Annotated in this window: 4 protein-coding genes and 2 pseudogenes; 3 read left to right on the forward strand and 3 right to left on the reverse strand. The window is 71.8% G+C overall.

The window, feature by feature from the left end; all coding sequences use genetic code 11:
- The 3 genes and pseudogenes from EYA84_RS24385 to EYA84_RS24395 all read left to right on the forward strand — a co-directional run.
- A pseudogene (locus EYA84_RS24385) lies at nucleotides 1-473 on the forward strand (DUF3367 domain-containing protein); the annotation flags it as partial.
- A 5-nt stretch (nucleotides 474-478) separates the two neighbouring features.
- Entirely contained in the window at nucleotides 479-1,291 is an 813-nt protein-coding gene (locus EYA84_RS24390; protein ID WP_236145937.1) for a bifunctional 2-polyprenyl-6-hydroxyphenol methylase/3-demethylubiquinol 3-O-methyltransferase UbiG, read from the forward strand.
- Between the two features lie 65 nt (nucleotides 1,292-1,356).
- Nucleotides 1,357-2,496, forward strand: a complete 1,140-nt coding sequence (locus EYA84_RS24395; protein ID WP_131055706.1) for a DUF3068 domain-containing protein — start codon at nucleotides 1,357-1,359, stop codon at nucleotides 2,494-2,496.
- Between the two features lie 48 nt (nucleotides 2,497-2,544).
- On the opposite strand, the gene EYA84_RS24400 is transcribed toward EYA84_RS24395, so the two are convergent.
- From EYA84_RS24400 to EYA84_RS24410, 3 genes and pseudogenes are all read right to left on the reverse strand, one after another.
- Nucleotides 2,545-4,215, reverse strand: a complete 1,671-nt coding sequence (locus EYA84_RS24400) for a DUF885 domain-containing protein (RefSeq protein ID WP_131055708.1) — start codon at nucleotides 4,213-4,215, stop codon at nucleotides 2,545-2,547.
- Nucleotides 4,216-4,294: 79 nt separating this feature from the next.
- A complete protein-coding gene (locus EYA84_RS24405; protein ID WP_131055709.1) occupies nucleotides 4,295-5,353 on the reverse strand; it encodes a PHP domain-containing protein in 1,059 nt (352 codons plus the stop codon).
- A 70-nt stretch (nucleotides 5,354-5,423) separates the two neighbouring features.
- A pseudogene (locus EYA84_RS24410) lies at nucleotides 5,424-5,968 on the reverse strand (hypothetical protein); the annotation flags it as partial.

The raw sequence follows: 5,968 nt of genomic DNA on the forward strand, positions 1-5,968 counted from the left end.
CCGGGGTGCTGGTCCTGGCCGGGTGGCCGGCCCGCCGTCGGCCTGCGGCGGACGGCGACATACCGGACGGCGTACCCGCCGAGACGTCTCCGTGGGCGATCGGAGCTGTGCTGCTGGCGCTGCTCGTCGTGCTGGGCGGGGTGCTGCCGGTGGCCATCGTGCTGGCCGCGATGGTGCTTCGCCAACTGGCCCCGCGCGCCCTGCCGGTGGTGGTGCTGGGCGGGTTGTCCGTCGCCACGGCGGTCGCGGTGACCGGCCGGTTGCAGGGGTACGGGCAGGACTGGGCGTACGGGACGTGGGTGCAGGCGGCGATGCTGGTCGCGATCGGTGCGGTGGTCGCCGCAGTGGTGCCGGTCCCCGGTGTACGCGCAGCGCCCCCCGTACCGGATGATGTGACGCCGGTCTCACCGGTGGAATCGCCCGGTGTGGCCGGCGCCGACAGCGAGGGCGAGGACGGGGCGGTGGCACGGTGACTGCGGTGGACGACCGTACGCGGCGGGCGGCACTGCGCCGTTTCGCGACCCTGCGGCGCTCGGTGACGCTGTTCCGGGCCTTCCTGGTCGAGCAGACCGATCCCGACCACTTCTACGGACTGCTCGCCGCCGACTCGGTCCGCCAGGTCTCCGGCTACACCGAGTTGGCCGGGCGGACGGTGCTCGACGTGGGAGGCGGACCGGGATACTTCGCGACGAGTTTCCGTGCCGCCGGAGCGTGGTACGTCGGGCTGGACCCGGACGTGGGTGACTTCTCGACCGGTGGCGAGACGGTGTCGGGGATGCTGCGGGGCAGCGGCACGGCGCTGCCGGTGCGGACCGGAAGTGTGGACGTGGCGTTCTCGTCCAACGTGGTGGAACACGTCGGGGATCCCGCGTCGATGCTCGACGAGATGGTGCGGGTGACCCGGCCGGGCGGGCTGCTCTTCGTGTCGTACACGCCCTGGTTGTCGCCGTGGGGCGGGCACGAGACCGCACCCTGGCACTGGCTCGGTGGGCACCGGGCGCGTCGCCGCTACGAGCGACGGCACGGGCGACCGCCGAAGAACCGCTTCCAGGAGACGCTGTTCCCGGTCTCCATCTCGGACACCCTGCGGTGGGCGCGAGGCAACGGCGACGTCGACGTGGTGGACGCGTTGCCCCGCTACCACCCCTGGTGGGCGCGGTGGGTGATCCGGGTGCCGGGCATTCGCGAGGTGGTGGCGTGGAACTTCGTCCTCGTCCTGCGGCGGTCCGCCGGCGAACGACCCGACGAGGTGGCGAAATCGGGGCTGACCGGGGGTCGCGTTGCTATGTGACTTGGTAGTAACCTCGCGGCCACACTAATCGATGCCGACGAAAATTCGCTCCTCGGGGAGGAAACATGAAGCACCGCGCCGTGGGTGCCGTGCTGTTCGGCGGCGGCGTACTGCTCCTGGCGCTCGCCGCCGGGCTGGTGTTCGTCGTCAAGCCAGCGATGACCAAGCTGCCCTACGACCTGGACTCCTCGACGTCCGTCGCCGAGGCCAGGAACGCCACCTTCCTGCAGATCACCAACGGCGCGGCGGCCATCCACCAGGCCGACCTCAAGTCCACCATCCTGGTCACCCCCGAGCGGGCCAAGACCGCGGCGCTCAGCGGCGACCTGGCCGGTGACGCGGTGGTCTGGCGGGTCGGCCAGACCGTCGACCGGACCGACACCAAGGAGCTGGTCAGCGCGTACGGTGCCGAGCTGGCCCTGGACCGGGTCTCCGGCGCCGCCGTCGAGTGGAGCGAGGGCTACCTCGACGACAGCGGCACCCAGGAGAAGGTCCCGTACGCCGGGCAGATCTACAAGTTCCCGTTCCACTCGGACCAGACCGACTACGAGGTCTTCGACCGGGATCTGCGGCAGACCCGGGTGGCCGCGTTCAAGGGCACCGAGGACGTCAACGGGCTTGAGGCGTACCGGTACGAGCAGGTCATCACCGACGAGAAGCTGCCGCTACCGGCGGACCGCGTCGGACTGCTGCTCGGTGCGCTCGCCCCCGGCGCGACCTCCGGCGACGTCGTCTACAGCAACACCCGGACGGTCTGGGTCGACCCGGTGACCGGCTCGTACCTGAAGGTGCGCGAGCAGCAGAAGAAGGTGCTGGTGCCGAACACGGGTGCCCAGGTGACGCTGCTCGACGCCGACTTCGCCTACAACGACGAGACCGTGGCGTCCTCGGTGGAGCGGGCCAAGGAGAGCCGGGGCCAGCTCACCCTCCTCGGCGTGTACGCGCCCCTCGGGCTCGCCGTACTCGGTCTGGCGATGATCCTCGTCGGACTGCTGGTCTCCCGCGACCGTGGCCGGGGCGTCGCGACCGGCCGGCATGCCGCGAACACGGCGCCGACCCGGGTCGACCAGCCGGCGGTCCGCGACGACCAGCGGCAGAGCGGGCCGTTGTCCGACGAGATCCCTCCGGCATCGACCAACTGGAAGTCCGACGAGCCCACCGTGCCGGGGCAACGCGCCCCGCGCAGCGACTCCGACCGGAGCTGATCCCGGTACGCCCGGGACGAGGGGTGACCCTCGTCCCGGGCCCGTTTCTCAGAGCCGGTCCAGCGCCCGACGCAGCGGGTCGAGCCCGAGAGCCCCCAGGTCGAGCGCCTGGCGGTGGAACTCCCGCAGGTCGAAGTCGGCCCCCTTGCGGACCTTGGCGTCCTCCCGGGCCTGGAGCCAGATCCGTTCGCCCACCTTGTACGAGGGGGCCTGCCCCGGCCAGCCCAGGTAGCGGTTGAGCTCGAAGCGCAGCATCTCGTCCGGCACCCGGCAGTGCGCCCGCAGGAACTCCCACCCCAGTTGCGGCGTCCAGCGCTCGCCGGGATGGAAGTCGAACGGGTTGTCCGCCGGGATCTCCAGTTCGAGGTGCATGCCGATGTCGACGATCACCCGGGCGGCCCGGAACGCCTGGCCGTCCAGCATGCCGAGCTTGTCGCCCGGATCCGCCAGGTAGCCCAGCTCGTCCATCAGGTTCTCGGCGTACAGGGCCCAGCCCTCGCCGTGGCCGGAGACCCAGCAGAGCAGCCGCTGCCAGCGGTTGAGCAGCTCCGCCCGGACGGCGGTCTGCCCCACCTGGAGGTGATGGCCGGGCACCCCCTCGTGGTAGACCGTGGTCACCTCGCGCCAGGTGGAGAACTCGGTCAGGTCCTGCGGCACCGACCACCACATCCGGCCCGGCCGGCTGAAGTCCTCACTCGGACCGGTGTAGTAGATCGCGCCGTCACTGGTCGGCGCGATCATGCACTCGATCCGCCGGACCTGCTCCGGGATGTCGAAGTGGGTGCCGTTCAGGTCGCTGATCGCCTGCTCGGCCAGCCCCTGCATCCAGTCGCGGAACGCCTCCTTGCCCCGGATCGTGCGGACCGGGTCGGCGTCCAGCGCGGCCACCGCCTCCTCGATCGTGGCGCCCGGCCCGGCGATCTGCGCCGACACCGTCCGCATCTCGGCCTCCAGGCGGGCCAGTTCCGCGAACCCCCAGGCGTACGTCTCGTCCAGGTCGACCCGGGCGCCGAGGAAGTACTGCGAGGCCAACTCGTAGCGGTCCCGCCCGGCGGCCTGCTTCTCCCGACCGTGCGGGGCCAGTTCGGCGCGCAGGAACTGCCCGAACTCGGCGGTCGCGGCGGTGGCCGCCGCTGCGCCCCGGCGCAGTTCCGCGTCGAGGGCACCGCTCGCACCCAGTCGCTCGACGAGTCCGTGGAAGACGTTGTCGCCCTCCGGGTCGACCCAGGTGTCACACTGCTTGGCCACCTCGAGCAACTGCACCCGGGCGCTGACGTGTCCGGCGGCAGCCGCCTCGCGCAGCGTGGTCTTGTAGGACTCCAACGCACCGGCGAAGAGGTTCAGCCGGGCGGCGATGTCGGCCTGCGCCTGCTCGCCCTCGTGCGGCATCAGGTCGAAGACCATCCGGATCTCGTGCAGCCCGGAGGTGATGACGCTGACCTCGCTGCTCGTCTCGCCGCTGTCGTACCGTGCGAGGTCGAGACCGAGCCTCTCCTGCATCGCCTCCTGGGCGGTGCGTTCGGCCTCCGACGCCGGTTCGACGGTGTCGAGTTCGGCCAGGGTGCGCCGGCTCAGGTCGGCGCGGGCGGCGTACCCGTCGGGTGACAGGTCGTCGAGCTTGTCGTCGTGCCCGGAGATGCCGACCATGGTCGCGCCGGCCGGACTCAGCGCCGCCCAGTCGGCGACGTACCGGTTCGCGAGGTCATCGATTCGTCCCACGCAGCGAACCCTACGTGACCCGCCCGGCGGGGCAGCGGAGCAGCACGGCCGGTCCGGTTGCGGCCTCGGACGGGAACGGTCAGCCGTGGGTCCAGGCGACCAGGTCCTCCGCCGACCAGCTGTTGACGACCCGGTCGGCGGGTACGCCGCAGCGGGCCGCCCGCTCGCACCCGAACCGCTGCCAGTCGAGCTGCCCCGGTGCGTGCGCGTCGGTGTTGATCGCGAACAGACACCCGGCCTCCAGGGCCCGCCGGATCAACCGCTTCGGCGGGTCCTGCCGTTCCGGCCGAGAGTTGATCTCCACTGCGGTGCCGTGCTCCACGCAGGCAGCGAAGACGGTCTCGGCGTCGAAGTCGCTCTCCGCCCGGGTCCGGGCCCGATGCCCCCGGTCACCGGGTCCGGTCACCCCGGCCGGACGCGACGACACCATGCGCCCGGTGCAGTGACCGAGGATGTCCAGGTGCGGGTTGGCGACGGCGCTCACCATCCGTCGGGTCATCTTCGCCCGGTCGTCGCCGAGGCCGCTGTGCACCGAGCCGACCACCACGTCCAGCCGGGCCAGCAACTCCTCGTCCTGGTCGAGCGAACCGTCGGCGAGGATGTCGACCTCGATGCCGGTGAGGATCCGGAAGCCCTCCGGCAGCGCCTCGTTGAGCTGGGCCACGTGGTCGAGCTGGCGGCGCAGCCGATCCGCGGTCAGCCCCCGGGCCACCTTCAACCGGGGCGAGTGGTCGGTCAGTACCAGATACTCGTGGCCCAGCTCGACCGCGGCCAGCGCCATCTCCTCGATCGGCGAACCACCGTCGGACCAGTCCGAATGGGTGTGGCAGTCACCGCGCAGCGCGTCACGCAACGCGGCCGCCTCGGCGTCCAGGTCGGTGCCCTCGGTGGCGACCAGCCGACGCAGATAGACCGGTTCCTCTCCGGCCAGCGACTCGGTGACGCACCGGGCGGTCACGTCACCGACCCCGGCCAGCTCGGTGAGCGTGCCGCTGCGGGCCCGCTCGGCCACCTCGGCGGCGGGTAGCGCGGCCAGCGCGTTCGCCGCCGACCTGAAGGCCCGCACCCGGTAGGTGGCCTCGTTGGCACGCTCCAGCAGGAACGCGATCCGGCGCAGGTCAGTAACAGCGTCACGCATGTGGTGAAACTACGCGTCCGCGCCGCCGGTCGGGGTACGACCGGCGGCGCGGAGTGCGGGATGTCAGAGGTCAGGAGTACGGCAGGCGTACCACCGACCGGTTACCGACGCCCAGCGTGCTGGAGTTGTTGCCGATCGCGGACCAGACCTCCACGCGGACCGTGCCGCCGCGCAGGTTGCCGAGGCTGCCGGTGCTGGAGTGGAGCCCGGCCGCCTGGGTGTAGGTCTCCCAGCCTGGCACCGGGTCGGTGGCGAAGTACCGGTAGGTCTCCACCCGTTCCCAGCTTCCGTTGCCGGTCAGGTCGTACGAGACGCGTACCTGCACCCCGTTGCCGACCGCGTTGCCCGCGTCGAGGAGCAGGTCGAAGGCGGTCTGTCCGCCGGTGTGGTCGAGGGTGAGCCCGGTGGCGGTGAACACCGACGGGTTGGTCGGCGTGCCGTCCCGGTTGGTGCCACCGGCGCTGGCCACGGTCGTGGTCCCGGCGGTGCCGGCCGTACCCAGTCCACCGCCGGCGAGCAGGTAGCGGGTCGGCTGACCCGAGCCCGGCGGGTTCGTCGGCGTCGGCGTCGGGGTGGGCGTGGGGGTGGGCGTCGGAGTCGGCGTCGGGGTCGGGG

The organism is Verrucosispora sp. SN26_14.1 (genome assembly GCF_004307965.1).
GTDB lineage: Bacteria > Actinomycetota > Actinomycetes > Mycobacteriales > Micromonosporaceae > Micromonospora.